24 protein-coding genes are annotated in these 25,147 nt (G+C 71.0%); 1 reads left to right on the top strand and 23 read right to left on the bottom strand.

Annotated features, from left to right (window positions below):
* Window positions 1-75: 75 nt before the first annotated feature.
* The 13 genes from metK to pyrR form a co-directional block, all read right to left on the bottom strand.
* Window positions 76-1,284 carry a methionine adenosyltransferase gene (gene metK / locus OG432_RS29415; protein ID WP_328313969.1) on the bottom strand — a complete coding sequence of 403 codons (1,209 nt, stop codon included), beginning with the start codon at window positions 1,282-1,284 and terminating at the stop codon, window positions 76-78.
* A gap of 288 nt (window positions 1,285-1,572) precedes the next feature.
* Window positions 1,573-2,805 carry a bifunctional phosphopantothenoylcysteine decarboxylase/phosphopantothenate--cysteine ligase CoaBC gene (coaBC, locus tag OG432_RS29410; RefSeq protein WP_328313968.1) on the bottom strand — a complete coding sequence of 411 codons (1,233 nt, stop codon included), beginning with the start codon at window positions 2,803-2,805 and terminating at the stop codon, window positions 1,573-1,575.
* Window positions 2,806-2,920: 115 nt separating this feature from the next.
* A complete protein-coding gene (gene rpoZ / locus OG432_RS29405; RefSeq protein WP_005319902.1) occupies window positions 2,921-3,193 on the bottom strand; it encodes a DNA-directed RNA polymerase subunit omega in 273 nt (90 codons plus the stop codon).
* Window positions 3,194-3,293: 100 nt separating this feature from the next.
* Window positions 3,294-3,887 carry a guanylate kinase gene (gmk, locus tag OG432_RS29400; protein WP_328313967.1) on the bottom strand — a complete coding sequence of 198 codons (594 nt, stop codon included), beginning with the start codon at window positions 3,885-3,887 and terminating at the stop codon, window positions 3,294-3,296.
* A gap of 38 nt (window positions 3,888-3,925) precedes the next feature.
* On the bottom strand, window positions 3,926-4,249 hold the full coding sequence (locus OG432_RS29395; protein WP_053724505.1) for an integration host factor: 324 nt from the start codon (window positions 4,247-4,249) through the stop codon (window positions 3,926-3,928).
* Window positions 4,250-4,621: 372 nt separating this feature from the next.
* Complete coding sequence (gene pyrF / locus OG432_RS29390; RefSeq protein WP_328313966.1) at window positions 4,622-5,455, bottom strand: orotidine-5'-phosphate decarboxylase; 834 nt, start codon at window positions 5,453-5,455, stop codon at window positions 4,622-4,624.
* Complete coding sequence (locus OG432_RS29385) at window positions 5,452-6,564, bottom strand: quinone-dependent dihydroorotate dehydrogenase (protein ID WP_328313965.1); 1,113 nt, start codon at window positions 6,562-6,564, stop codon at window positions 5,452-5,454. The genes pyrF and OG432_RS29385 overlap by 4 nt, the downstream gene beginning before the upstream one ends.
* A gap of 84 nt (window positions 6,565-6,648) precedes the next feature.
* Window positions 6,649-9,957 carry a carbamoyl-phosphate synthase large subunit gene (gene carB, locus OG432_RS29380; protein ID WP_328313964.1) on the bottom strand — a complete coding sequence of 1,103 codons (3,309 nt, stop codon included), beginning with the start codon at window positions 9,955-9,957 and terminating at the stop codon, window positions 6,649-6,651.
* A complete protein-coding gene (carA, locus tag OG432_RS29375) occupies window positions 9,950-11,119 on the bottom strand; it encodes a glutamine-hydrolyzing carbamoyl-phosphate synthase small subunit (RefSeq protein ID WP_328313963.1) in 1,170 nt (389 codons plus the stop codon). The genes carB and carA overlap by 8 nt, the downstream gene beginning before the upstream one ends.
* Window positions 11,116-11,706: a PH-like domain-containing protein gene (locus OG432_RS29370; protein ID WP_328313962.1), complete on the bottom strand. Its 591-nt coding sequence runs from the start codon at window positions 11,704-11,706 to the stop codon at window positions 11,116-11,118. Before OG432_RS29370 ends, carA begins: the two co-directional genes overlap by 4 nt.
* Window positions 11,703-12,989: a dihydroorotase gene (locus OG432_RS29365; RefSeq protein WP_328313961.1), complete on the bottom strand. Its 1,287-nt coding sequence runs from the start codon at window positions 12,987-12,989 to the stop codon at window positions 11,703-11,705. The genes OG432_RS29370 and OG432_RS29365 overlap by 4 nt, the downstream gene beginning before the upstream one ends.
* A 2-nt stretch (window positions 12,990-12,991) precedes the next feature.
* On the bottom strand, window positions 12,992-13,975 hold the full coding sequence (locus tag OG432_RS29360; protein WP_328313960.1) for an aspartate carbamoyltransferase catalytic subunit: 984 nt from the start codon (window positions 13,973-13,975) through the stop codon (window positions 12,992-12,994).
* A gap of 96 nt (window positions 13,976-14,071) precedes the next feature.
* Complete coding sequence (gene pyrR / locus OG432_RS29355; RefSeq protein ID WP_328313959.1) at window positions 14,072-14,674, bottom strand: bifunctional pyr operon transcriptional regulator/uracil phosphoribosyltransferase PyrR; 603 nt, start codon at window positions 14,672-14,674, stop codon at window positions 14,072-14,074.
* A 297-nt stretch (window positions 14,675-14,971) separates the two neighbouring features.
* Between pyrR and bldD the strand changes: the two genes are divergently transcribed.
* A complete protein-coding gene (gene bldD / locus OG432_RS29350; protein ID WP_014044812.1) occupies window positions 14,972-15,472 on the top strand; it encodes a transcriptional regulator BldD in 501 nt (166 codons plus the stop codon).
* Window positions 15,473-15,642: 170 nt separating this feature from the next.
* On the opposite strand, the gene nusB is transcribed toward bldD, so the two are convergent.
* The 10 genes from nusB to mltG form a co-directional block, all read right to left on the bottom strand.
* Complete coding sequence (nusB, locus tag OG432_RS29345) at window positions 15,643-16,071, bottom strand: transcription antitermination factor NusB (protein WP_328313958.1); 429 nt, start codon at window positions 16,069-16,071, stop codon at window positions 15,643-15,645.
* Window positions 16,072-16,073: 2 nt separating this feature from the next.
* Complete coding sequence (efp, locus tag OG432_RS29340) at window positions 16,074-16,640, bottom strand: elongation factor P (RefSeq protein ID WP_328313957.1); 567 nt, start codon at window positions 16,638-16,640, stop codon at window positions 16,074-16,076.
* A 69-nt stretch (window positions 16,641-16,709) separates the two neighbouring features.
* Entirely contained in the window at window positions 16,710-17,816 is a 1,107-nt protein-coding gene (locus OG432_RS29335; protein ID WP_328313956.1) for a M24 family metallopeptidase, read from the bottom strand.
* A gap of 193 nt (window positions 17,817-18,009) precedes the next feature.
* A complete protein-coding gene (locus tag OG432_RS29330) occupies window positions 18,010-18,954 on the bottom strand; it encodes a Pro-rich N-terminal domain-containing protein (RefSeq protein WP_328313955.1) in 945 nt (314 codons plus the stop codon).
* A gap of 131 nt (window positions 18,955-19,085) precedes the next feature.
* Window positions 19,086-19,535: a type II 3-dehydroquinate dehydratase gene (gene aroQ / locus OG432_RS29325; RefSeq protein WP_328313954.1), complete on the bottom strand. Its 450-nt coding sequence runs from the start codon at window positions 19,533-19,535 to the stop codon at window positions 19,086-19,088.
* Window positions 19,532-20,626 carry a 3-dehydroquinate synthase gene (gene aroB, locus OG432_RS29320; protein WP_328313953.1) on the bottom strand — a complete coding sequence of 365 codons (1,095 nt, stop codon included), beginning with the start codon at window positions 20,624-20,626 and terminating at the stop codon, window positions 19,532-19,534. The genes aroQ and aroB overlap by 4 nt, the downstream gene beginning before the upstream one ends.
* Window positions 20,623-21,105 (bottom strand): shikimate kinase, encoded by a 483-nt coding sequence (locus OG432_RS29315; protein WP_328315294.1) that lies wholly within the window; start codon window positions 21,103-21,105, stop codon window positions 20,623-20,625. The genes aroB and OG432_RS29315 overlap by 4 nt, the downstream gene beginning before the upstream one ends.
* A 35-nt stretch (window positions 21,106-21,140) precedes the next feature.
* Window positions 21,141-22,325, bottom strand: a complete 1,185-nt coding sequence (aroC, locus tag OG432_RS29310; protein ID WP_328313952.1) for a chorismate synthase — start codon at window positions 22,323-22,325, stop codon at window positions 21,141-21,143.
* 197 nt (window positions 22,326-22,522) lie between these two features.
* Window positions 22,523-23,365, bottom strand: coding sequence for a shikimate dehydrogenase (locus OG432_RS29305; protein WP_328313951.1), 843 nt, complete (start codon window positions 23,363-23,365; stop codon window positions 22,523-22,525).
* Window positions 23,346-25,088: an endolytic transglycosylase MltG gene (mltG, locus tag OG432_RS29300; RefSeq protein WP_328313950.1), complete on the bottom strand. Its 1,743-nt coding sequence runs from the start codon at window positions 25,086-25,088 to the stop codon at window positions 23,346-23,348. Before mltG ends, OG432_RS29305 begins: the two co-directional genes overlap by 20 nt.
* Window positions 25,089-25,147: the final 59 nt, after the last annotated feature.

The raw sequence follows: 25,147 nt of genomic DNA, 5'->3' as shown, positions 1-25,147 counted from the left end.
GACCCGTGAGCACGCATGAGGGCCCCGGACCGATGCCGGTCCGGGGCCCTCATGAGGTGCCGTGCCGTGCTGTGCCTACAGTCCCGCGGCCTTGCGCAGGGCGTCGACGCGGTCGGTGCGCTCCCAGGTGAAGTCGGGGAGTTCGCGGCCGAAGTGGCCGTACGCGGCGGTCTGGGCGTAGATCGGGCGGAGCAGGTCCAGGTCGCGGATGATCGCGGCCGGACGCAGGTCGAAGACCGAGGTGATGGCCGTCTCGATCTTCTCGTTGTCCACGGCGTTGGTGCCGAACGTCTCCACGAACAGGCCCACCGGCTCGGCCTTGCCGATCGCGTACGCGACCTGCACCTCGCAGCGCGTGGCGAGGCCGGCCTTGACGACGTTCTTGGCGACCCAGCGCATCGCGTAGGCGGCCGAGCGGTCCACCTTGGAGGGGTCCTTGCCGGAGAAGGCGCCGCCGCCGTGGCGGGCCATGCCGCCGTACGTGTCGATGATGATCTTGCGACCGGTGAGGCCGGCGTCGCCCATCGGGCCGCCGATCTCGAAACGGCCGGTCGGGTTCACCAGGAGCCGGTAGGCGTCGGTGTCCAGCTTGATGCCGTCCTCGACGAGCTGCTTCAGGACGTGCTCCACGACGAACTCGCGGATGTCCGGAGCCAGCAGCGACTCCAGGTCGATGTCGCTGGCGTGCTGCGTGGAGACGACCACCGTGTCGAGACGGACGGCCTTGTCACCGTCGTACTCGATGGTGACCTGGGTCTTGCCGTCGGGGCGCAGGTACGGGATGGTGCCGTTCTTGCGGACCTCGGTCAGGCGCCGGGAGAGCCGGTGCGCGAGGTGGATCGGCAGCGGCATCAGCTCGGGCGTCTCGTCGCAGGCGTAGCCGAACATCAGGCCCTGGTCGCCCGCGCCCTGCTTGTCCAGCTCGTCCTCATCGCCCTCGACGCGCTTCTCGTAGGCGGTGTCGACACCCTGCGCGATGTCCGGGGACTGCGCGCCGATGGAGACCGACACACCGCAGGAGGCGCCGTCGAACCCCTTCTTCGAGGAGTCGTAGCCGATTTCCAGGATCTTGTCGCGGACCAGCTGGGCGATCGGCGCGTACGCCTTGGTGGTGACCTCGCCGGCCACGTGCACCTGGCCCGTGGTGATGAGAGTCTCCACGGCGACGCGGGAGGCCGGGTCCTCGCGCAGGAGCGCGTCGAGGATCGTGTCGCTGATCTGGTCAGCGATCTTGTCGGGGTGACCTTCGGTCACAGACTCCGAGGTGAAGAGACGACGGGACACAACGCTCCCTGGGGTTGCAGCGGCTGCTGGCTGATCATGGTAGGTCGCGCCGGGAGCTGCGCCCGGCGGCGTTCCGTGGACCAGTTTATCGGTCGGTTCTGTTCGTGGGACCACGTGTCTCGCTCCGTGGAGTCCGGAGATCTCCGAATCCGATCGCCGCGAGGTGCGGCGGACCGCCGCGAAGGCGGCCCGTGCGGCCCCGGGGGCCCGCCCCGCGGCCGGGCGGCGGACGGGCGGCGGACGGTCGAACGCGGCGCACGGATCGCCCGGCGGCCGGGACGGAGAGGATCAGCCGCGCTCGTGGGCGGCGGACCCGGTTTGTCCGAAACGCCGGCCCACGAGGTCCCACACGGTGTCGGCGAGGGCCTCCTTGGGACCGTACGGCACCGGGGTCTCGGAGCCGTCCGCCCCGAGCACGACGGCTTCGTTCTCCTCGGAGCCGAACGTCTTGCGCTCGCCGACCTCGTTGACGACGAGCAGGTCGCAGCCCTTGCGCCGGAGTTTGACGCGGCCGTTGGCGAGCACGTCGTCGGTCTCGGCGGCGAAGCCGACGATCAGCTGGCCGGGGCGGGCCCGGTCGGCCGAGATCTCGGCGAGGATGTCCGGATTGCGGACGAGGCCGAGCGGCGCGGGCTCCTCGCCGTCCTTCTTCTTGATCTTCCCGGCGGCGTACGCCTCGGGCCGGAAGTCGGCGACCGCGGCCGCCATGACCACGGCGTCGGCGTCCCCCGCCGCCTTCAAGACCGCTTCACGCAGCTGCACGGCCGTGCCGACGCGGATGATGTCGGCGCCCGCCGGGTCCGGGAGCCCGGTGTTGGCCTCGATCAGGGTGACCCTGGCCCCCCTGGCCACGGCGGTCCTGGCGAGCGCGTACCCCTGCTTGCCGGAGGAGCGGTTGCCCAGGTAGCGGACGGGGTCGAGGGGCTCACGCGTGCCGCCGGCGCTGATCACCACGTGCCGCCCGGCCAGGTCCCGCTCGGCACTCCCCCGCGCCAGCACCCGCCGGCACACCTCGAACAGCTCGCCCGGGTCGGGAAGCCGGCCCTTGCCGGTGTCGACACCGGTGAGGCGTCCGACGGCGGGCTCCACCACGACGGCGCCCCGGCGGCGGAGCGTCGCCACGTTCTCCTGGGTCGCGGGGTGCTCCCACATCTCGGTGTGCATCGCGGGCGCGAAGACGACCGGACACCGCGCGGTGAGCAGGGTGTTGGTCAGGAGGTCGTCGGCGAGGCCGTGGGCGGCCTTGGCGAGCATGTCGGCGGTGGCCGGCGCCACGATCACGAGGTCGGCACCCTGTCCGATGCGGACGTGCGGCACCTCGTGGACGTCCGACCAGACCTCGGTCGAGACGGGGTGGCCGGAGAGCGCCGACCATGTGGCGGCCCCGACGAAGTGGAGCGCAGACCGGGTCGGCACCACCCGCACGTCGTGGCCCGACTCGGTCAGCCGGCGCAGCAGTTCGCACGCCTTGTAGGCGGCGATGCCGCCGCTGACCCCCAGAACGACCTTCGGCTTGGCCATCGGAAAAACTCGCCTCTCCCCGCGCGCTGTCATCTTCGGACTGCGTGTGTGTACCCATGACACACCACAGGCCCGGCAGTCGCGCTGCCGGGCCTGTGGTGGAACGTGTCGTCGCCTACTGGGCGGGGCCCTCGATGGCCTCGGAGGTCAGCAGGCCCGCGTTGATCTCGCGCAGCGCGATCGAGAGCGGCTTCTCGTGGACGTGGGTGTCCACGAGCGGGCCCACGTACTCCAGGAGACCCTCACCGAGCTGCGAGTAGTACGCGTTGATCTGGCGGGCACGCTTGGCCGCGTAGATCACCAGGCTGTACTTCGAGTCGGTTGCCTCGAGGAGCTCATCAATCGGAGGGTTGATGATGCCCTCGGGCGCAGTAATGGAAGAGGACACTCTCTGCCTTCCGATGGGGATCGAAGATGTGAGCTGCGTGGATGATCTGTTGAGCCGTGCCGGTCCGTCGCTGTGGAGCGGCTGACGTCACGCGTCTCGATCAAACAACTCGCATCAAGGCTAGCAGCTCGCGGGCCACGTCCTCGACCGAGGTGTTGACGAGCGTCGTATCGAACTCGGATTCGGCGGCCAGTTCCACCTTCGCGGCGGTGAGCCGGCGCTCGATGACGTCGGGCGCCTCGGTGCCCCGGCCGGTGAGCCGGCGGACCAGTTCGTCCCAGCTCGGCGGCGCGAGGAAGACGAGCTGCGCCTCGGGCATCGACTCGCGTACGAGCCGGGCGCCCTGGAGGTCGATCTCCAGGAGGACCGGCTCGCCCGCTTCGAGGCGTTCGAGAACGGCGGCGCGCGGGGTGCCGTAGCGGTTGCCCGCGAACTCCGCCCATTCCAGCAGTTCGCCGTTGGCGACGAGCTTGTCGAACTCCTCGTCGTCCACGAAGAAGTACTGCACGCCGTGGCGCTCGCCGGGGCGCGGCTTGCGGGTCGTCGCCGACACCGAGAGCCAGACCTCGGGATGGACCTTGCGCATATGAGCGACGACCGTGCTCTTGCCGACCCCGGAGGGGCCGGAGAGCACGGTCAGCCGCGGACGTGCGTCCGGGGGTACGGGGGTGGTCCCCCGGGGTGTTGCTGCCATACGGCGATTATTCCAGCTTCTCGGGCATGCCCGAGACGTCAGGCCCCTGAGCCGCCGAACTCGCGCTCAAGGGAAGCGATCTGGTTGGAGCCGAGCCCCCGCACGCGGCGGCTCTCGGAGATCCCGAGCCGCTCCATGATCTGCTTGGCACGGACCTTGCCCACGCCGGGCAGGGACTCGAGCAGGGCGGAGACCTTCATCTTCCCGATGACGTCGTTCTCCTGGCCCGACTTGATGACCTCATGGAGGGAGGCGCCGGAGTGCTTGAGTCGATTCTTGACCTCGGCCCGCTCCCGGCGAGCCGCGGCGGCCTTTTCGAGCGCGGCTGCGCGCTGTTCAGGGGTAAGGGGCGGAAGAGCCACGCCTACGTCACCTCGGATGTCGAACTGTCGGATACGGACCGGCGCGGAACCTGATCGCTCCACACCAGGTGAGCAGCGACCCACGCACTCGCGCACGTGCTCGTCTGCTCTCGTCGGAGACTAGCGGCCAAGGCCGCTCCAGTCAGCGAGAACAGACGAAAAGTCCTGGTCAGCCTCAGCTGATCAGGACTTTTCAGACAAAACACCCTTGTTTTGCGTAAGGAATTTGTCAACGTTCCGTGTGCACGTACCTCGCGGCATCCCCGGCGGGCCGGTTCCGCCGTTCCGCGCACCGTCCGGCGGGCGTTCCGGCACGTCCGAGGGGTGCGGCCCCGGATGCGACGCATGTCACACCCCGGGGGCCGCGCCCGGTCATCCTGCGGAGACCGCCGCGCGGACCTCGTCGGCGTAGCGGGCCGCCGCCTCGCGCAGGGCGCCGGCGTCCGGGCCGTGGCGCAGGACGCCGCGGCTGATGCTGGGGACCACGTTGCGGACGGCGGAGCCGAAGACGCCGGGCAGGTCGGCCGGGGTCGCGCCCTGGGCGCCGATGCCGGGGGCGAGCAGCGGGCCGTTGATGTCGAGGTCCACACCGGCGTCGCCCAGCGTGGCGCCGACCACGGCGCCGACCGAGCCCAGGGGTGAGGCGCCCGCGTTCTCGGCCTTCATGTGGTCCAGCATCAGCTGGGCGAGGGGCCGGCCGTCGGCCGTCGTCGAGCGCTGCACCTCGGCGCCCTCAGGGTTGGAGGTCAGGGCGAGCACGAAGACGCCCGAGCCGGACGTGGCGGCGAGGTCGAGCGCCGGGCGCAGCGAGCCGAAGCCGAGGTACGGCGAGACGGTCACGGCGTCCGAGAACAGCGGGGACGCCGGGTCCAGGTAGGTGGCCGCGTAGGCCGCCATGGTCGAGCCGATGTCACCGCGCTTGGCGTCCATCAGGACCAGGGCGCCGGCCGCACGGGCCTCCTCGACGGCCTTCTCCAGGACGGCGACGCCGCGCGAGCCGAACCGCTCGAAGAACGCCGACTGCGGCTTGAGGAGCGCCACGCGGTCGGCGAGGGCCTCGACCGTGATGCGGGTGAAGCGCTCAAGGCCCGCGATGTCGTCGCTCAGGCCCCAGTCCGCGAGCAGCGAGGCGTGCGGGTCGATGCCCACGCACAGCGGGCCGCGGGCGTCCATCGCCTCGCGCAGTCGGGTACCGAAGGGGGTCATGCGGCGGCCTTCTTCCGGGTCTCGGCGCCGACGGCCTCGGCGAGCGTTGCGTACGGGGAGGCGGCGAGCCGGGCGGCGAGGCCCTTGTGGATCGCGCGGCCCCAGAAGGGGCCCTCGTAGATGAAGGCGCTGTAGCCCTGGACGAGGGTGGCGCCGGCGAGGATGCGCTGCCAGGCGTCCTCGGCGTTCTCGATGCCGCCGACCCCGATGAGGACGAGGCGGTCGCCGACGCGGGCGTACAGGCGGCCGAGCACCTCCAGGGAGCGCTCCTTGAGCGGGGCGCCCGACAGGCCGCCGGTCTCCTTGACGAGCGCGGCGGGCGACGTCAGGCCGAGCCCTTCGCGGGCGATCGTGGTGTTGGTCGCGATGATGCCGTCCAGGCCGAGCTCGACGGCGAGGTCGGCGACGGCGTCGATGTCTGCGTCGGCGAGGTCGGGGGCGATCTTGACGAGCAGCGGGACGCGGCGGCCGGTCACGCTGCGGTCGGCGGCCTCGCGCACGGCGGTCAGGAGCGGGCGCAGCGACTCGGTGGCCTGGAGGTTGCGCAGCCCCGGGGTGTTCGGCGAGGAGACGTTCACCACCAGGTAGTCGGCGTGGCGGGCCAGGCGCTCGGTCGACTTCACGTAGTCGGCGGCGGCCTCGGCCTCCGGGACGACCTTCGTCTTACCGATGTTGACGCCGACCGTCGTACGGAAGACGGCCTTGCGTGCCGCCAGGCGCTCGGCCACGGCCGCGGAGCCCTCGTTGTTGAAACCCATGCGGTTGATGAGCGCGCGGTCCGGCACGAGGCGGAACAGGCGCTTCTTCGGGTTGCCGGGCTGGGGCTCGCCGGTGACGGTGCCGATCTCGACGTGGTCGAAGCCCAGCATCGACATGCCGTCGATCGCGACGGCGTTCTTGTCGAAGCCGGCGGCGAGGCCGAACGGCCCGTGCATGCGCAGGCCGAGGGCCTCGGTGCGCAGCTCCTCGTAGCGGGGCGCGAGCACGGCGGCGACGAAGGTGCGCAGGACGGGGACGCGGGCCGCGAGGCGGATCCAGCGGAAGGCCGTGTAGTGGGCCTGCTCGGGGTCCATGCGCTTGAAGACGAGGTTGAAGAAGAGCTTGTACATGTTCGGTGTCCTCAGGGGCTCTTGGAGAGGGCTCATGAAGAGGGGGACACCGTTTGCCGGTGTCCCCCCTTTCTTCGCCGTCTGCTAGTCGCGGGCCGCGGTCAGGTGTTCCGCGTGTTCCTGGAGCGAACACACCCCCACGTCACCGCGGTTGAGGGCGTCGATGCCCTGGACCGCGGCGGCGAGCGCCTGGACCGTGGTCAGGCAGGGCACGGAGCGGGCCACGGCCGCCGTGCGGATCTCGTAGCCGTCGAGCCGGCCCCCGGTGCCGTACGGCGTGTTGACGATGAGGTCGACCTCTCCGTCGTGGATCAGCTGGACGATGTTCTTCTCGCCGTTGGGGCCCTCGTCCTCGCTGAGCTTGCGCACGACCGTGGCGTTGATGCCGTTGCGGCGCAGGACCTCGGCGGTGCCGGAGGTGGCGAGCAACTCGAAGCCGTGGGCGACCAGTTCGCGCGCCGGGAAGATCATCGTGCGCTTGTCCCGGTTGGCGACCGAGATGAACGCGCGGCCCTTGGTCGGCAGCGGGCCGTAGGCGCCGGCCTGCGACTTGGCGTACGCGGTGCCGAACACCGAGTCGATGCCCATGACTTCACCGGTGGAGCGCATCTCCGGGCCGAGCACCGTGTCGACGCCGCGCCCGTGGACGTCGCGGAAGCGGCTCCACGGCATCACGGCCTCCTTGACGGAGATCGGCGCGTCCAGCGGCAGGGTGCCGCCGTCGCCCTCCTTCGGCAGCATGCCCTCCGCGCGCAGCTCGGCCACGGTCGCGCCGAGCGAGATGCGGGCGGCCGCCTTCGCGAGCGGCACCGCGGTCGCCTTCGAGGTGAAGGGGACGGTGCGCGAGGCGCGCGGGTTGGCTTCGAGGACGTACAGGATGTCGCCGGCCATCGCGAACTGGATGTTGATCAGGCCGCGGACGCCGACGCCCTTGGCGATGGCTTCCGTCGAGGCCCGCAGCCGCTTTATGTCGTGGCCGCCGAGGGTGATCGGGGGCAGCGCGCACGCCGAGTCGCCGGAGTGGATGCCGGCCTCCTCGATGTGCTCCATGACGCCGCCGAGGTAGAGCTCGGTGCCGTCGTAGAGGGCGTCCACGTCGATCTCGATCGCGTCGTCGAGGAAGCGGTCGACCAGGACGGGCCGGGTCGGGCTGATCTCGGTGGACTCGGCGATGTACGAGGACAGCCGCTCCTCGTCGTACACGATCTCCATGCCGCGGCCACCGAGCACGTACGACGGGCGTACGAGGACGGGGTAGCCGATCTCGTCGGCGATGGCCTTGGCGCCGGCGAAGGTGGTGGCGGTGCCGTGCTTGGGCGCGGGCAGGCCGGCCTCGGCGAGCACCTGGCCGAAGGCGCCGCGGTCCTCGGCGGCGTGGATGGCCTCGGGCGGGGTGCCCACCACCGGGACGCCGTTGTCCTTGAGCGCCTGCGCCAGGCCCAGCGGGGTCTGGCCGCCGAGCTGGACGACGACGCCCGCGACCGGGCCCGCGAGGGTCTCGGCGTGCACGATCTCCAGGACGTCTTCGAGCGTCAGCGGCTCGAAGTAGAGCCGGTCGGAGGTGTCGTAGTCGGTGGAGACGGTCTCGGGGTTGCAGTTGACCATCACCGTCTCGTAGCCCGCGTCGCTCAGCGCGAAGGAGGCGTGGACGCAGGAGTAGTCGAACTCGATGCCCTGGCCGATGCGGTTGGGGCCCGAACCCAGGATGATCACCGCGGGCTTGGTGCGCGGGGCGACCTCGCTCTCCTCGTCGTAGGAGGAGTAGAAGTACGGGGTCTTGGCGGCGAACTCGGCGGCGCAGGTGTCGACCGTCTTGTAGACCGGGCGCACACCGAGGGCGTGCCGGACCTCGCGCACGACGTCCTCGCGCAGGCCGCGGATGCCGGCGATCTGGGCGTCGGAGAAGCCGTGGCGCTTGGCTTCGGCGAGCAGCTCGGGGTCGAGCTTGTCGGCGGCGGCCAGCTCGTCGGCGATCTCCTTGATGAGGAAGAGCTGGTCGACGAACCAGGGGTCGATCTTCGTGGACTCGAAGACCTCTTCCTGGGCGGCGCCCGCGCGGATCGCGTCCATGACGGTGTTGATGCGGCCGTCGGTCGGGCGCGCGGCCTGCGCCAGGAGGGCGTCCTTGTCGCCGACCGGGCTCGTGAAGTCGAACTGCGAGCCCTTCTTCTCCAGGGAGCGCAGCGCCTTCTGCAGGGCCTCCGTGAAGTTGCGGCCGATCGCCATGGCCTCGCCCACCGACTTCATGGTGGTGGTGAGGGTGGAGTCGGCGGAGGGGAACTTCTCGAAGGCGAAGCGCGGGGCCTTCACGACGACGTAGTCGAGGGTCGGCTCGAAGGAGGCCGGCGTCTTCTCGGTGATGTCGTTGGGGACCTCGTCCAGCGTGTAGCCGATGGCCAGCTTCGCCGCGATCTTGGCGATGGGGAAGCCGGTGGCCTTCGAGGCGAGCGCGGAGGACCGGGAGACGCGCGGGTTCATCTCGATGACGATGACGCGGCCGTCGGCCGGGTCGATCGCGAACTGGATGTTGCAGCCGCCGGTGTCGACGCCTACCTCGCGGATGATCGCGATGCCGATGTCGCGAAGCCGCTGGTACTCGCGGTCGGTCAGGGTCATCGACGGGGCGACGGTGATCGAGTCGCCGGTGTGCACGCCCATGGGGTCGAAGTTCTCGATGGAGCAGACGACCACGACGTTGTCGTTCTTGTCGCGCATCAGCTCCAGCTCGTACTCCTTCCAGCCGAGGATGGACTCCTCGAGGAGCACCTCGGTGGTCGGCGAGAGGGTCAGGCCCTGTCCCGCGATGCGGCGCAGCTCCTCCTCGTCGTGGGCGAAGCCGGAGCCGGCGCCGCCCATGGTGAAGGAGGGGCGCACGACGACGGGGTAGCCGCCGAGGGTGTCGACGCCGGCGATGACGTCGTCCATGGAGTGGCAGATGACCGAGCGGGCGGACTCGCCGTAGCCGATCTTCTCCTTGACGGCCTCGACGACGCCCTTGAAGAGGTCGCGGTCCTCGCCCTTGTTGATGGCCTCGACGTTGGCGCCGATCAGCTCGACGCCGTACTTCTCCAGGACGCCCTGCTCGTGCATGGAGATCGCGGTGTTGAGCGCGGTCTGGCCGCCGAGGGTGGGCAGGAGCGCGTCGGGGCGCTCCTTGGCGATGATCTTCTCGACGAACTCGGGAGTGATCGGCTCGACGTACGTGGCGTCGGCGATCTCCGGGTCGGTCATGATCGTGGCCGGGTTGGAGTTGACCAGGATGACCCGCAGGCCCTCGGCCTTGAGGATGCGGCAGGCCTGGGTGCCGGAGTAGTCGAACTCCGCTGCCTGGCCGATGACGATCGGACCGGAGCCGATGACCAGGACGGACTGGATGTCTGAGCGCTTAGGCACGCTGGCCCTCCATGAGCTCTACGAAGCGGTCGAAGAGGTACGCGGCGTCGTGCGGTCCCGCGGCGGCTTCGGGGTGGTACTGGACGCTGAAGGCCGGCTGGTCGAGCAGCTGGAGTCCTTCGACGACCTGGTCGTTCAGACAGACGTGGGAGACCTCGGCGCGCCCGTAGGGCGTTTCGGAGACCTTGTCGAGGGGCGCGTCGACGGCGAAGCCGTGGTTGTGCGCGGTGACCTCGACCTTGCCGGTGGTGCGGTCCTGCACCGGCTGGTTGATGCCGCGGTGGCCGTACTTCAGCTTGTAGGTGCCGAAGCCGAGGGCCCTGCCGAGGATCTGGTTGCCGAAGCAGATGCCGAAGAGCGGAGTCCTGCGCTCCAGAACCGCCCGCATCACGGCGACGGGTCCGTCGGCGGTGGACGGGTCACCCGGGCCGTTGGAGAAGAACACACCGTCGGGGTTGACGGCGTACACATCGTCGGCGGTGGCGGTCGCGGGCAGCACGTGCACCTCGATGCCGCGCTCGGCCATGCGGTGCGGGGTCATGCCCTTGATGCCGAGGTCCACGGCGGCGACGGTGAACTTCGCAGTGCCGACCGGGACGGCTTCGCCGTCGGGGCCGATGGCGGGGACGACGTACGCCTCCTTGGTGGCGACCTCGGCGGCGAGGTCGGCTCCTGCCATCTGCGGGGCTTCCTTCACGCGGGCGAGCAGCGCCGCGTCGTCCGCGAGGCCCTCGCCGGAGAAGATGCCGACGCGCATGGCGCCGCGTTCGCGCAGGTGGCGGGTGAGGGCGCGGGTGTCGACGCCCGAGATCCCGACGATGCCCTGCTTGACGAGTTCGTCGTCCAGGGAGCGGCGCGAGCGCCAGTTGGACGGCATGCGGGCGGGGTCGCGCACGACGTAGCCGGCCACCCAGATCCGCTGGGACTCGGGGTCCTCGTCGTTCACGCCGGTGTTGCCGACGTGCGGGGCGGTCATCACGACGACCTGGCGGTGGTACGACGGGTCGGTGAGGGTCTCCTGGTAGCCGGTCATGCCGGTGGAGAACACGGCCTCACCGAAGGTCTCCCCCACGGCCCCGTAGGCGCGGCCGCGGAAGATGCGGCCGTCCTCCAGGACGAGTACGGCGGGAGTCTTTGCGGCTCCCCGGGTGGAGGTCGTCATCGTGCGGCGCCTTCCGTCGTGGTGGTGGATGGTTCAGAGGTCTCGGTCATGGAGTTGATCGCTTCGACCCAGGCCGGGTGCTGTTCGGCCCGGTCCGAGCGGAAGCCGGAGTCGATGAGCCGGTCGCCGTGGCTCCAGGTGACGATCAGCAGGCCGCCCTCGGTGAGGACCTTGCCCGCGATTCCCTTGTCGAGCCGGGCTTCGCGGAGCTGGGCGGCCGGGACGAAGAAGTCGTTCGCCCCGGGGCGTACGACGTCGAGGCCCGCTTCCGTGAGCGTGAGCTCGGCCTTGCTGCGGACGCCCAGGCCGTGCGCCACGATGCGGTCGAGCCACTGCCCCGCGGTGGTGGAGCCGTGGTAGCGGCCGCTCAGCTCCAGTTTCGCCTCGCCCCGCGCTTCGGGCGCGGTGGGGAGCTCGGGCAGGTCGGCCTGGAGGCGGCGGCGCCACTGCCAGCCCTGGCGCATCAGCCAGTAGACGAGCGCCACGAAGAGCGCGAGCCCGACGAGCCAGCCGATGCGTCCGCCCCAGTTGGTCACCTCGGCGGACTTCTCCGCGGCGGCCAGATCGATCAGTGATGCGTACGTCACGCCAGCTTCCCGTCCACAAGCGTTGCCCGGCCCCGCAGGAAGGTGTGGGTGACGCGTCCGGGCAGCTCACGACCCTCGTAGGGGGTGTTGCGGCTGCGGGAGGCGAAGTCCGCGGGGTTCACGTCACCACGGTATGCCGGATCGACGAGCGTCAGGTTGGCGGGTTCGCCTGCCGAGACGGGGCGGCCGTGGCCGGTCGCCCGCCCGATCTCGGCGGGCTTGTGCGCCATGCGGTCGGCGACGCCGGCCCAGTCGAGCAGGCCGGTCTCGACCATCGTGTGCTGGACGACGCGGAGCGCCGTCTCCAGACCGACCATGCCCATGGCGGCCGCGGCCCACTCGCAGTCCTTGTCCTCGTGCGGGTGCGGGGCGTGGTCGGTGGCCACGATGTCGATGGTGCCGTCGGCGAGGGCCTCGCGCAGCGCCATGACGTCCTTCTCGGTGCGCAGCGGCGGGTTGACCTTGTAGACCGGGTTGTAGGACCGGACCAGCTCGTCGGTGAGGAGCAGGTGGTGCGGGGTGACCTCGGCGGTCACGTCGATGCCGCGCGACTTGGCCCAGCGGACGATCTCGACCGAGCCGGCCGTGGAGAGGTGGCAGATGTGCACGCGGGAGCCGACGTGCTCGGCGAGCAGCACGTCGCGGGCGATGATCGACTCCTCGGCGACGGCGGGCCAGCCGCCGAGGCCTAGCTCGGCCGATACGACGCCCTCGTTCATCTGGGCGCCCTCGGTCAGGCGGGGCTCCTGGGCGTGCTGGGCGACGACGCCGCCGAAGGCCTTCACGTACTCCAGGGCGCGGCGCATGATCACGGCGTCGTCGACGCACTTGCCGTCGTCGGAGAAGACGGTGACGCCGGCGGCGGAGTCGTGCATGGCGCCGAGCTCGGCGAGCTTCTTGCCCTCAAGGCCCACGGTGACGGCGCCGATGGGCTGCACGTCGCAGTAGCCGGATTCCTTGCCGAGCCGCCAGACCTGCTCGACGACGCCCGCGGTGTCGGCGACGGGGAAGGTGTTGGCCATGGCGAACACGGCGGTGTAGCCGCCGCTCGCGGCGGCCCGGGTGCCGGTGAGGACGGTCTCGGAGTCCTCACGGCCGGGCTCGCGCAGGTGGGTGTGGAGGTCGACGAGGCCGGGCAGCAGGATCTGGCCGTCGGCGTCGACGACGGTCGCGTCCCCCGCCTCCAGGCCGGTGCCGACGGCGGCGATGGTCTCGCCTTCGATCAAAACGTCCTGGACGTCGCCGCCGAGGACCTTCGCACCACGGATCAGGATCTTGCTCATCGTTACTTGTTCTCCGCATCGGTGGGACGGGCGTGGCTGACGGCGGGCTCGTTGCCGCCCAGCAGCAGGTACAGGACCGCCATACGGGTGTGGACGCCGTTGGCGACCTGCTCGACGACCGTGCAGCGGTCGGAGTCGGCGACCTCGGCGGTGATCTCCATGCCCCGCACCATCGGGCCGGGGTGCATCACGATGCCGTGCTCGGGCATCTTGGCCATGCGCTCGCCGTCGAGCCCGTAGCGCCGCGAGTACTCGCGCTCGGTGGGGAAGAAGGCGGCGTTCATGCGTTCGCGCTGCACACGGAGCATCATCACCGCGTCGGACTTCGGCAGCACGGTGTCCAGGTCGTACGACACGTCGCAGGTCCAGTGCTCGACGCCGACCGGGAGCAGGGTGGGCGGGGCCACCAGGGTGACCTCGGCGCCGAGGGTGTGCAGCAGGTCGACGTTGGAGCGGGCGACCCGGCTGTGCAGCACGTCGCCGACGAGGGTGATGCGCTTGCCGGCCAGGTCCTGGCCGAGCGCGTCCTTGCCGACCAGGCGGCGGCGCATGGTGAACGCGTCGAGCAGCGCCTGGGTGGGGTGCTGGTGGGTGCCGTCGCCCGCGTTGATGACGGGGGCGTCGATCCAGCCGGAGGTGGCCAGGCGGTAGGGGGCGCCGGAGGCGCTGTGCCGGATGACGACGGCGTCGACGCCCATCGCCTCCAGCGTCTGCGCGGTGTCCTTCAGGGACTCGCCCTTGGAGACCGACGAGCCCTTCGCGGCGAAGTTGATGACGTCGGCCGACAGGCGCTTCTCGGCGGCCTCGAAGGAGATCCGGGTGCGGGTGGAGTCCTCGAAGAACAGGTTGCAGATGGTCCGGCCACGCAGCGCGGGCAGCTTCTTGATCGGCCGGTCGGAGACCCGGGCCATTTCCTCGGCGGTGTCGAGGATGAGGACGGCGTCGTCGCGGGTGAGGTCGGCGGCCGAGATGAGGTGACGCATCATCTGGGGGTTCTCCAGGTGTGGTGGAGGTTTTGGGCGTGCGGGCGCGCAGGAGCAGCCCCGTACGGATCTGTGTGGGCCGTACGGGGGCGTGGGGAGCTACTGCTCGCCGGCCGGAGCGGTCTGCTTGACGCCGAGGAGCACGGCGTCGCGGCCGTCCTCCTCCGCGAGCTGGACCTTGACCGTCTCCCGCAGCGACGTGGGGAGGTTCTTGCCGACGTAGTCGGCGCGGATCGGGAGTTCGCGGTGGCCCCGGTCGACGAGGACCGCGAGCTGCACGGCGCGGGGGCGGCCGAGGTCGCCGAGCGCGTCGAGGGCGGCGCGGATGGTGCGGCCGGAGAAGAGGACGTCGTCGACGAGGACGACGAGGCGGCCGTCGATGCCCTCGCCGGGGATGTCGGTGCGGCCCAGCGCGCGGGCCGGCTTCATCCGCAGGTCGTCGCGGTACATGGTGATGTCGAGGGAGCCGACCGGCGTCTTGCGCCCGGTGATGCCTTCGAGCTTCACGGCGAGCCGCTCGGCGAGGAAGATCCCGCGCGTCGGGATGCCGAGGAGCACCACGTCGTCGGCGCCCTTGGCGCGTTCGACGATCTCGTGGGCGATACGGGTCAGGACGCGGGCGATGTCGGGGCCTTCGAGAACGGGCCGCGCCGCATCGGGGTGCGTCTGGTCCTGCTGGTGGTGCGGGTGCTGCGTGTCCATATGAAAAGGACCTCCTTCTCCGCCTCACGGGACGGACCTTAAAGGACGCCGGAATTGCGTCACCAACCGTACCAGGGGCCGGGAGGACCGTAATACCAGGGGCCTCACTCGAACGGGTGAGAGCACCCCGACCGTCCCCATGACCTGTGGGGCCGCGCCCCACGCGGACCCTGTCACTCCTGCGGGGCGTGGGTGTGGACCATTCGGCTTGACGCGGCCAAGTAACGCTGCGTAACCTCACAGTGAGTTACAGCCGCGCGGCGGAGCCGCACGTTGTCACAGCGTCCGGGGAGCTATATGTCCAGCGAATACGCAAAACAGCTCGGGGCCAAGCTCCGCGCCATCCGCACCCAGCAGGGCCTCTCCCTCCACGGTGTGGAGGAGAAGTCCCAGGGCCGCTGGAAGGCCGTCGTGGTCGGGTCGTACGAGCGTGGCGACCGCGCCGTGACCGTACAGCGCCTCGCCGAGCTGGCCGATTTCTACGGTGTTCCCGTGCAGGAACTGCTTCCGGGCACCACGCCGGGCGGGGCCGCCGAGCCGCCGCCGAAGCTGGTTCTCGACCTTGAGCGCCTCGCGCACGTGCCGCCGGAGAAGGCGGGCCCGTTGCAGCGCTACGCGGCCACCATCCAGTCGCAGCGCGGTGACTACAACGGCAAGGTCCTCTCGATCCGCCAGGACGACCTGCGCACCCTTGCCGTCATCTACGACCAGTCGCCCTCGGTTCTCACCGAGCAGCTGATCAGCTGGGGCGTCCTCGATGCGGACGCGCGCCGCGCGGTCGCCCACGAAGAGGGCTGACACCCCTTCAGCAGAAACGTGCCGTCGGGCCCGTCGGGAGCACTCGCTCCCGACGGGCCCGACGCGTTCGCACGCCCCTCGGTGCCCTGACCCCATGGCGCAGACACGGCGAAGGGCCCGCAGCACCGTGGGTGCTGCGGGCCCTTCGTACGGCCATGTCCTGCCGGACGCTAGTCGCGGCGCAGGCTCGGCTTGAGGTCCTTGAAACGGGCGAGCATCCCGTTCACGAAGGCCGGAGAGTCGTCCGTGGAGAATTCCTTCGCCAGCTGGACGGCCTCGTCGATGACGACCGCGTCGGGCGTCTCGTCCTCCCAGACCAGCTCGTACGTACCGAGCCGCAGGATGTTCCGGTCGACGACCGGCATGCGGTCGAGCGTCCAGTCCACCGCGTACGTGGAGATCAGGTCGTCGATGCGGTCCACGTGGCCCGCGTATCCCTCGACGAGCTGCATCGTGTACTCGGCGACCGGCGGCTGACGGTCGTCGGACCGCGAGTGCCGCACCCAGTCCGCGAGGACCGTCTGCACGGACTCACCGCGCTGGTCGGCCTCGAAGAGGATCTGGAAGGCGCGCTTGCGGGCCTTGTTCCGGGCAGCCACGGTTAGCTGTTCACCCGGCCGAGGTAGTCGCCGGTGCGGGTGTCGACCTTGATCTTCTCACCGGTGGTGATGAAGAGCGGGACGCCGATCTCGTAACCGGTCTCCAGCCGCGCGGGCTTGGAGCCGCCGGTGGAGCGGTCGCCCTGGACGCCCGGGTCGGTGTGCTCGATGGTGAGCTCGACGGCGGCCGGCAGCTCGACGTAGAGCACCTCGCCCTCGTGCTGCGCGACCGAGGCGGTGAAGCCCTCGATCAGGAAGTTGGCGGCGTCGCCGACGGCCTTGCGGTCGACCATGAGCTGGTCGTAGGTGCTCATGTCCATGAAGACGAAGTACTCGCCGTCCATGTACGAGAACTGCATGTCGCGGCGGTCAATGGTGGCCGTCTCGACCTTCACACCGGCGTTGAAGGTCTTGTCGACCACCTTGCCGGAGAGCACGTTCTTGAGCTTGGTGCGCACGAAGGCCGGGCCCTTGCCGGGCTTGACGTGCTGGAACTCGACGACGGACCAGAGCTGGCCTCCGTCGAGCTTGAGCACCAGGCCGTTCTTGAGGTCGTTCGTGGAAGCCACGGTTGCGGAATCTCCTGGACTGAAAGCTGGTGGACGACCGAGGGTACGCACCCGGGGCGCGTACGCGTGCTAGAGCGCTAGCAGCTCCTTGGTCGTGATGGTGAGTAGCTCGGGGCCGCCGTCCGCCTCGGGGCGTACGACGAGCGTGTCATCGATCCGGACGCCGCCCCGGCCCGGGAGGTGGACCCCCGGTTCGACGGTGACCGGCACGCAAGTGTCCAGTTTACCCATGGCTCCAGGTGCGAGCTGCGGCTCCTCGTCGATTTCGATCCCGACCCCGTGTCCGGTGAGCGGCCCGACGGCCTCCGCATGGCCCGCGGCGTCCAGTACCTGACGGGCCGCCCGGTCCACCGCGCGGTACTCGGCGCCCGGTACGAGGGCCTCCCGGCCGGCCCGCTGGGCTGCGAAAACGGCGTCGTAGAGCTCGATCTGCCAGTTCGCGGGGGTCGTGCCGATCACGAAGGTGCGGCCGATCTCGCAGCGGTAGCCGCGGTAGGTGGCGCCCAGGCAGACCGAGAGGAAGTCGCCCTCCTCGACCCGGCGGTCGGCCGGACGGTGGCCCGCACGGCCGGAGTTGGGGCCGGTGCCGACGGACGTCATGAAGGCGGGCCCGTCGGCGCCGTGGTCGACCAGGCGGCGTTCCAGTTCCAGCGCGAGGTGGCGCTCGGTGCGGCCGACCAGGATCGACTCGAGCAGTTCGCCCAGGGCCTGGTCCGCGATCTCCGCGGCGATCCGCAGGCAGGCGATCTCCTCTTCGTCCTTGACGAGGCGGCGCTGCTCGACGGCGCCCCCGAGGTCGCCGAGGAGCAGCCGGGGCGCCACCGAGCCGAGCGCGCGATGACGGGCCACGGACAGATGGTGCTCCTCGACGGCCAGCGAGTCGGCGCCGCTCGCCTGGGCGAGGTCGGCGGCGGCCACGACGGGGTCGGCACCCGGCGCGGGCAGCACGGTGAGCCGGAGCTGCTCGTCGAGGTGGCCCTCGATGAGGTCGCCGGACGGCGTGCGCGGGCACAGCAGGACGTCCTCGGCCGGCCCGAGCAGCAGCACGGCGCCGGGCGGGGCGCCGCCGGCGAGGTAGCGGACATTGGCCGGGCGTGAGACCAGGGCGGCTGCGCTGCCTGCGGCCGCGCAGCGGTCCCGCAGCCAGGCGCGGCGCACCGCGAACACCTCTGACATGTTTCGAGCGTACGAGCGGGGCAGGGGTGCGGCCCCTCCAACGCGTCCGACCGGGGGCCGCGCCGGTAGTCGGTCCGGCCTCGCCCTCGAACTCCCCCAGGGCCTCACGGGCCAGGGGGACCCCCATGACGGGCTGAGATGCCCGGCGCGGGCGGGCTCGTGTGGCGGGCGGGAGCGGGACTACCAGGTGGGACTACCAGGTGGGGGGGCTGGCGATGGTTCGGGCCAGGACGTCGTCCAGGAGGCGGGCCGTGGTGGGGACGTCGTACTGGGAGTTGTCGATGATGGGCAGACCGGAGCCGTACCATCCGGCCATGCGGCCGTGGATGCCGGCGACCTCCTCGTCGGACAGACGCCGGTTGCCGCTGCGCTCCGCGTTGCGCTCCAGCACCACGTCGAGGCCGGGCAGGAGCACGACGGGCAGCAGGCCGGGGCCCACGTGACGCTTCCAGCCGCCGAGGCCCACGACGGGCCGGTCGGGGAAGACCGCGTCGTCGAGGATGCAGGAGATCCCGTTGGCCAGGAAGTTGCGCGCGGCGAAGCCGCAGGTGCGGCGGGCCAGGCGGTACTGGGCCTCGGAGTGGTCGTTCCAGCCCGACTGGGGGTCGGCGAACCCCGAGCACACCCATTCGCGTACGTCGTCGAGGCTGATGTGCGCGGTCGGCACCCGGCGGTGCTGTGCCCAGTAGCGGGCCACCGTCGTCTTGCCCGCCCCGGCGGGGCCTATGAGCAGCACGGCGAGCGTGGTGGCGCCGGTGCCCTCGGGCGCCTGCGGCAGCGGGACGGGGCCGCCCGGCGGCAGGGCGACGTGCCCGGTGGTGTCGCGGGAGGGCGGCCGCACCGAGGCGTGCTGGGGCGCGGGCCCGTGCCAGCCCTGGCCGGGCGGCTGCTGTGTACCGGGGTGGTGCGCGGCCGGCCCCGGCGGGGCCGGTGGGTGGGCCGGGAGCTGGGCCGGCCCGGATCCGGGCGGGGGGCCCGGCTGGTACGGCGGGGTGCCCGGCGTGGGCGGCGGCCCCGCCGGTGGCACGTTGGGCCTGAGCGGAGCCGTGCCCTCCGGCTCGATTCCCTGGGCCCAGTCGTGCGAGGGCTGCCCCGTGGCGTGGGGCGGCGGCAGTGGAGCCCCCCCTGCGTGCTGCATCCGGTGCCACTCCGTCTCGTACAGGCAACTGGCGCTGGTCGGGCGCCCGTCGGTGTGGAGCGGCCCGGTGCAGAACCGTACCTCCCCCGGCCGCCACAGTGTGAACGGCCGGGGGGCGCCACCCGTGCCCGTCAGCCGAGTTCGTCGGCCAGTTCGTCGGCGAGCGCGCGCAGCGCGAGCCGGTACGAGCCGATGCCGAAGCCCGCGACGGTACCGGTGGCGACGGGTGCGATCACCGAGGTGTGGCGGAATTCCTCACGGGCGTACGGGTTCGAGATGTGCACCTCGATGAGCGGCGCGGTGCGCTGGGCGGCCGCGTCGCGCATTCCGTACGAATAGTGGGTGAAGGCGCCCGGGTTGATGACGACCGGAATTCGACCGTCCGCGGCCTCGTGGAGCCAGCGGATGAGCTCGCCCTCGTCGTTGGTCTCGCGGACCGAGACGTCGAAGCCGAGCTCCTTGCCGAGCCCTTCGCAGACCTCGACGAGTCCCGCGTAGCTGGTGGCGCCGTACACGTCGGGCTCGCGGGAGCCCAGGCGGCCGAGGTTCGGGCCGTTGAGGACGAACACGGGCCGGGTCACGCGGAGACCTCGCCGTAGGCGGCGAGCAGCACCGACGGGTCCGGGCCCTCCAGCACGGTCGGCTTGGCGAGGCCGTCCAGGACGATGAAGCGCAGCAGGTTGCCGCGCGACTTCTTGTCCAGCTTCATGTTCTCCAGGAGCTTGGGCCACTGGTCGCCGCGGTAGGTGAGCGGCAGGCCGACCGACTTGAGGATGGCGCTGTGCCGGTCGGCGGTCGCGTCGTCCAACCGCCCTGCCAGGCGGCCGAGTTCGGCCGCGAAGACCATGCCGACGGAGACGGCCGCGCCGTGCCGCCACTTGTAGCGCTCGTTCTTCTCGATCGCGTGGGCGAGGGTGTGGCCGTAGTTGAGGATCTCGCGCAGGCCCGATTCCTTCAGGTCGTTGGAGACCACCTCGGCCTTGACCCGGATGGAGCGCTCGATCAGCTCGGCGGTGTGCGGGCCCTCGGGCGTGCGGGCGCCGGCCGGGTCGGACTCGATGAGGTCGAGGATGACCGGGTCGGCGATGAAGCCCGTCTTGATGACCTCGGCCATGCCCGACACGTAGTCGTTGACGGGCAGCGAGTCGAGCGCGGCCAGGTCGCACAGGACGCCGACGGGCGGATGGAAGGCGCCCACCAGGTTCTTGCCCTCGGCGGTGTTGATGCCGGTCTTGCCGCCGACGGCCGCGTCGACCATGCCGAGCACGGTGGTCGGCACGGAGATCCAGCGCACCCCGCGCAGCCAGGTGGCCGCGACGAAACCCGCGAGGTCGGTGGTGGCGCCGCCGCCGACGCCGATGACGAGGTCGGTGCGAGTGAAGCCGGACTGACCGAGCGCCTTCCAGCAGTAGGCGGCGACCTCGGCGGTCTTGGCCTCCTCCGCGTTGGGCACCTGGATGGCGATGACGTCGTAGCCCTGCCCGGTGAGGTCCTCGCGGATCGCGTCACCGGTGCCGGCCAGGGCTTCGGGGTGGATGATCGCGACCCGCTGCGCCCGGTCGCCGATGAGCCCGGCCAGTTCGCCCAGCAGGTTCCGGCCGACGAGCACTTCGTACGGTTCGGTCCCTGCGGTGCCGCCGACCTGGATCCGGGTGGCTGCCTGCTCCGTCATGCGTCCTTCAACTCCAGTGCGTCGAGGACCGCCTGGGCGACCTCTTCGGGGGTGCGCTCGTCGGTCGCGACGACCGCACGGGCGACTTCGGTGTACAGATGGCGGCGCGCTTCCATCAGCTCGCGCCACTGCCGGCGCGGGTTGACGGCGAGCAGCGGCCGGGCGGTGTTCAGGCCGACGCGTTTGACGGCTTCCTCGACGTCCATCGAGAGGTAGACGACGGGGTGGGGCGCGAGCAGCGCGCGGGTGTCCGCGTCGAGGACGGCGCCGCCGCCGAGCGACAGCACGCCCGTGTGCTCGGCGAGCGCGGCGCGTACCGCGGCCCGCTCCAGGGCGCGGAAGTGCGGCTCGCCGTCCTCGATGAAGATGTCGGAGATCGCGCGGCCCTCGGCGGCCACGATGTCGGCGTCGGTGTCCCGGCAGGGCACGCCGAGCCGCTCGGCGAGCAGCGCGCCCACGGTGGACTTGCCCGACCCCATCGGGCCGACGAGGACGACCAGCGGTCCGGTGGCGCTCACCGGATCTGGAGGTTGTCGAGGTAGGAGCGCACGTTGCGGCGGGTCTCGGGCACGCTGTCGCCGCCGAACTTCTCGGCGACGGCGTCCGCGAGGACGAGCGCGACCATGGCCTCGGCGACGATGCCGGCGGCCGGCACGGCACACACGTCGGAGCGCTGGTGGTGGGCCTTGGCGGCTTCGCCGGTGGCGACGTCGATGGTGGCGAGCGCCCGCGGCACGGTCGCGATGGGCTTCATCGCGGCACGGACCCGCAGCAGTTCACCGGTGGTCAGACCGCCCTCGGTGCCGCCGGAGCGGCCGGAGGTGCGCTTGACGCCGTCGGCGGTGTTGACGATCTCGTCGTGTGCCTGGGAGCCGGGCACGCGGGCCAGGTCGAAGCCGTCTCCGACCTCGACGCCCTTGATCGCCTGGATGCCCATGAGGGCGGCGGCGAGGCGCGCGTCCAGACGGCGGTCCCAGTGGACGTGCGAACCGAGGCCGACGGGCACGCCGTAGGCGAGCACCTCGACGACGCCGCCGAGCGTGTCGCCGTCCTTGTGGGCCTGGTCGATCTCGGCGACCATCGCCTTCGAGGCGTCCGCGTCCAGGCAGCGCACCGGGTCGGCGTCCAGCTTCTCGACGTCGGCCGGGGTCGGCAGCACGCCGTAGGGGGCCTTGGCCGCGGCCAGCTCCACCACGTGGCTGACGATCTCGATGCCGGCCGTCTCCTTCAGGTAGGAGCGGGCCACCGCGCCGAGCGCCACGCGGGCCGCGGTCTCCCGCGCGCTGGCGCGCTCCAGGATCGGCCGGGCCTCGTCGAAGCCGTACTTCTGCATCCCGGCGAGGTCGGCGTGGCCGGGCCGCGGGCGGGTCAGCGGGGCGTTGCGGGCCAGCTCCGCGAGGATCTCGGGGTCGACCGGGTCGGCCGACATGACCTGCTCCCACTTGGGCCACTCGGTGTTGCCCACCATGACCGCGATCGGCGAGCCCATGGACAGGCCGTGCCGCACACCGCCGAGGAAGGTCACCTCGTCGCGCTCGAACTTCATGCGGGCGCCGCGTCCATAACCGAGCCGCCGCCGGGCCAGGTGGTCCGCCACCATGTCCGTGGTGATCGGCACGCCGGCGGGAAGACCCTCCAGCGTCGCGACAAGTGCGGGTCCGTGGGATTCCCCAGCGGTCAGCCAGCGCAGCCTGCTCAACGGTGCTCCTCATGCTCGCGCGTCCTGGTACTTCTACGGCTGGCGCGTCCAGGATGCGCGGCCCTGGCCCGCCACCCCTGATCCTCCCACGTCCGGGACGGTGGGCCGGGCCCCGGTCCAGCTGGCGGACTGGGGCGGAGCCGGGCGCGGGACCCATTCCCGCTGGTCGTTCCCCATGCCGCCCCGCCTCGGGGCCGTCAGCGGTGTGTCAGTGCCGCTTCGCCCGCCTTGCGCATCGCTTCCAGCGGAGCCGTGGCGCAGCCCGTCATCTGCTCGACCTGGAGCACGGCCTGGTGCACGAGGAGGTCGAGGCCGCCGACGACGGCTCCCCCGCGCCCCGACCAGGCGGCCGCGAGCGCCGTCGGCCAGGGGTCGTACAAGACGTCGAAGAGGGTGCCGACCCGCTCGGGGACGGCCGGGGCCAGGGCGTCGGTGGTGCCGGCCGGGGTGGTGGCGACGACGAGCGGAGCCTCGAAGGCTTCCGCCGCGCGCGACCAGTCGGCGGTGCGGACGTCGACGCCCAGCCGTTCGCCCCAGCCGCGCATCTCCGCGGCCCGCGCCTCACTGCGTACGTACGCGGTGACGGGACCGGTGCAGATCCGGGCGAGGGCGGCGAGCGCCGAGGACGCGGTCGCGCCCGCACCGAGGACGGCGGCGGACTCGACCCGGGTCACTCCGCGCTCCTCCAGGGCCGCGATCATGCCCGGGATGTCGGTGTTGTCACCGAGGCGGCGGCCGTCGTCCGTGAAGACGACGGTGTTGACCGCCTCGACGGATGCGGCGGTCGCGCTCACCGCGTCGAGCAGCGGGATGATCGCCCTCTTCAGCGGCATCGTGAGGGAGAGCCCGGCCCAGGACGCGTCGAGCCCCGCGACGAAGCCGGCAAGCCCGGCCTCGTCCACCTCGAAGCGGTCGTACGACCAGTGACCGAGGCCGAGTTCGGCATACGCGGCCCGGTGCAGGACCGGGGAGAGCGAGTGCGCGATGGGCGACCCGAGGACGGCGGCGCGCCGCGCGCCCTCACTGGCCGGACTGGGCATTGAACTCTTCCTTCAGCTTGTTGAACTCGGCCAGCGTCTTGGCGAATTCGGTCTTGTGGACGCCGTCGGTGGCCACGAAGTACAGCCAGCCGTCCTTCGTCGGGTCCAGCGCGGCGGCCATCGCCTCGGTGCCGGGGTTGCCGATCGGTCCGGGCGTCAGACCCCGCCACTTGTAGGTGTTGTACGGGTCCGGGTTGCTGTTGATCTCGGACAGGCCGATCTTGATGTTGCTCTGGTTGGTGAGGTAGTTGTACGCCGAGTCGAACTGGAGCTTCTGGTTGGTCTGGTAGTTGTCCGGCTTGAGGCGGTTGTAGACCACTTCGGCCATCTTGCGGAAGTCGTCCGGCGTCTTGCCCTCGGCCTGCACGAGGCTGGCGACGGTGACGAGCTGCCAGGGGCCGTCCAGCTTGAGCTTCTTGGCCTCGGCGGCCAGGTCCTGCTTGCCGTACTCGGAGGCGGCCCGGTTGACCATCTTCTTCAGCACGTCCTCGGGCTTCATGCCCTTGGCGACCGGGTAGCTCGCCGGGAAGAGGAATCCTTCCAGCGGGTCCTTGACGTTCTTGTGGCCCTTGGCCCAGTCGGGCAGACCCATGCTGTCGGCGTTCTTGAGCGCGATGCCCTTGGTCGTGCCCTCGGCCAGGCCGAGCCGCTTGTCGATCTCCCCGTAGACCCAGGCATTGCGTTTGCCTTCGGGAATGATGAGCGAGTTCCTGCTGCTCGGGTTGAGCATCAGCTTGATCGCGTTCGCCGCCGACATGCCCTTCTTCAGCGTGTAGGCGCCGGCCTGGATCGTCTTGCCCTTGGGGTCGTCGTTCTGGGCCTGGACGAAGGCGTCGATGCTCTTGACGACACCGGCCTGCTTGAGGAGCTGGCCGATCTCGGAGCCGCCCGCGCCGGACGGAACCTCGATGGTGACCGTCTCTGCGCTGCCCTCACCCACGTAGTCGGGCGCCGCGCCGAACTTCTTCTCGTAAAAGTCGTAGCCCACGTAGCCAATGCCGCCGGCGCCGATGGCGAAGATCACCGCGAGAACCAGGCAGGCCCGTCCGCTCTTGCCCTTCTTCTTGGTCTTGCTCCGCCGGTCGCGGCCACCGCCACCGCCGGCGGCCCGGCGGGACTCGCCCGGGTCGTCGTTTTCGCGTTCGCTGTCGTCAACACCGGTGAAGAACGGGTGGCGCTCCTCCTGCGGTTCGGCGTCCCACTCGTGGCCCTGCTCCGGCACCTCGGGCACGACGGGAGCCTGGCGCTGGCCGGGCGGCTGCGGCGGCGGGTACGCCTCGGGCGTCCCGTACGGATCGTGGCCCTCACCGGCGTAGCCGTTGTGGTAGGGGTCGGGCTGCTGGCCCGCGTACGGCATGGCGGCCTGCTCGCCGGTGACCGTGTCCCAGCCACCGCTGTACTGCTGGGGCTGCTGGGGCTGCTGCGGCTGAGCGGCGTACTGGTCCGGATACTGCTGCTGCGGGTAGCCCTGCTGGAACTGCTCGGCGTAGCCCTGCTGGTACTGCTGCTGGGGCTGCGCCTCGGCGTACTGCTGCTGCCCGTACGGGTCCTGTGTCTGCTGCGGGTAGTACGGCTGCTGGGCCTGCTGCTGGTACTGCTCGTCCTGGCCGGCGTGCAGAGCCTGACCGGAGGCAGCCTGCTGCGCTCCCCACCCCTGGTCCCCGAAGAGGGGATCCTCTGGGTGCCACGGTTCGGAGCCTGCGCCCCGGCCATACTCAGTCATCGGTCCCCTAGAGCCGCGAGGCATCCGGACGGTCCGCCTCTTTTGCTGTGCGGCGACTG

It is taken from the genome of Streptomyces sp. NBC_00442, from assembly GCF_036014195.1.
Taxonomy (GTDB): Bacteria; Actinomycetota; Actinomycetes; order Streptomycetales; family Streptomycetaceae; genus Streptomyces.
The sequence above is the reverse complement of the archived record's forward strand: the minus strand, read 5'-3'. Positions and strand labels throughout refer to the sequence as shown.